The organism is Streptococcus sp. 27098_8_73, from assembly GCF_041432495.1.
Taxonomy (GTDB): domain Bacteria; phylum Bacillota; class Bacilli; order Lactobacillales; family Streptococcaceae; genus Streptococcus.
This window is the reverse complement of the sequence record NZ_JAPVZT010000024.1, coordinates 1-1,557: the sequence shown is the minus strand read 5'-3', so window position 1 is coordinate 1,557 and position 1,557 is coordinate 1. Positions and strand designations below refer to the sequence as shown.

At 39.9% G+C, this 1,557-nt stretch carries 1 pseudogene; it reads left to right on the top strand.

The annotated features are described in order from the left end of the window. Window positions 1-225: 225 nt before the first annotated feature. Window positions 226-1,428, top strand: a pseudogene (locus O3651_RS10050) (IS110 family transposase). The last annotated feature ends 129 nt before the right edge of the window (window positions 1,429-1,557 follow it).

Here is a 1,557-nt window from a genome sequence, read left to right as displayed (position 1 = left end):
GAAGAAATCTCCGACGCGAGAGAGTACTCACTACTTTTTCTTTATGTTAAAGTAGTGGTGTCTTGTAAAGTCGTGGGGCTCTATGGCGCTAGACGTCGTTTGACAAACTGGCAAGACACCTTGTTTTAGGTGGAGTTTGATCAAAGTATGTAGGACGCTAGACGTCGCGTATTGAAAATAAAATCACTAAAACATGGAATTATTCAAGACAAAAGAGGTAATGTCATGCGTGTAGTATTTGGAATTGATGGCAGTAAAACAAGTTCTGAGGTGGCCATTTTAGTCAACGGTGAGAAGGTTCATGGCTACACCATACTCAATGATGCCATTGGATTCAATCGCCTGTTGGGCGACTTGAAAACTGTTCATAACCCTGAGATTATATTTGAGGCTACAGGCGTCTATTCTCGACATCTTCAAGCCTTTCTTGAGGAATATAGTTACGCTTACACACGGCTAAATCCACTGGAAGCTAAGAAGCAATTGGACAGTCTGCGAGTTCGTAAAACAGATAAAATTGACGCTGAAAAGCTGGCTAAATCTTAGCTTGTGCACAATCGTAAACCAACTTACGTGCAGGAAGAAGTTTATCAACACCTGCGTGATTTAAGCCGGTTCTATCAAAATATGACAGAAGATCTTGTTCGAACTAAAAACCGTCTACACAAGGTCCTACAAGTCACATTTCCTGAATTGGAAAATCTATTATCCACACCTACTGAAGAGCAATATTGGAACTTAGTGATGGCTTTTCCGTGCAAAGAGTTTGTATTAAGCCTATCTCAAAGTAACTTGTGTGAGATTATCCGTCAATCTACCTCCAAACGCATCTCTGAAAAGCGTATTGCTTACCTGACTGATAAACTTATAAAACTCGCTAAACAATCTTTTTGTGCGGTCAAGAAAACCTCTCCAATGCTTGAAGAGGTTCGTTACTATGCTCAAGAATTGCTTCGTCTTTCTGAACGCAGACAAGTTGTCTTAAACGACAGGGTAGCTCTAGCTCAGCCTTTACCAGAGTATGACATCTTACGGTCAATTCCTGGCATCGCAGAAACCACAGCGACATCTATCATTGGCGAATTGGGAGATATTCGTCGCTTTCAGTCTACCAATCAAATCAACGCTTTTATTGGCATTGACCTGAGACACTATGAATCTGGGAACTTTCTCGCCAAGGAACACATCACTAAACAAGGTAATCCCTATGCCAAAAAAATCTTATTCAAGTGCATTCACAACATAGCTTCAGCTAGTCATACCAATCCCTGCCATATCGCTGACTTTTATGAGAAACGAAAAAGACAATCGACAATAGCTTCAACTAAGCCACATACGATTGCCTCTATACATCGTCTCATTCGAACAATGTATTACCTCATAACGCATAACAAACTTTACGATTACTCTTTGACCCAAAATCGATAAGGCTGTCTATGCCGTATTATTGTAACCCCTTGTTTCAAAAAATACCAGATGAGGTGTTTTTTTAGCATGCCCATTTATAGATCAAAAAGTGTTAAAAATAAGACAGTAACCTCAGAATAGATACTGTCT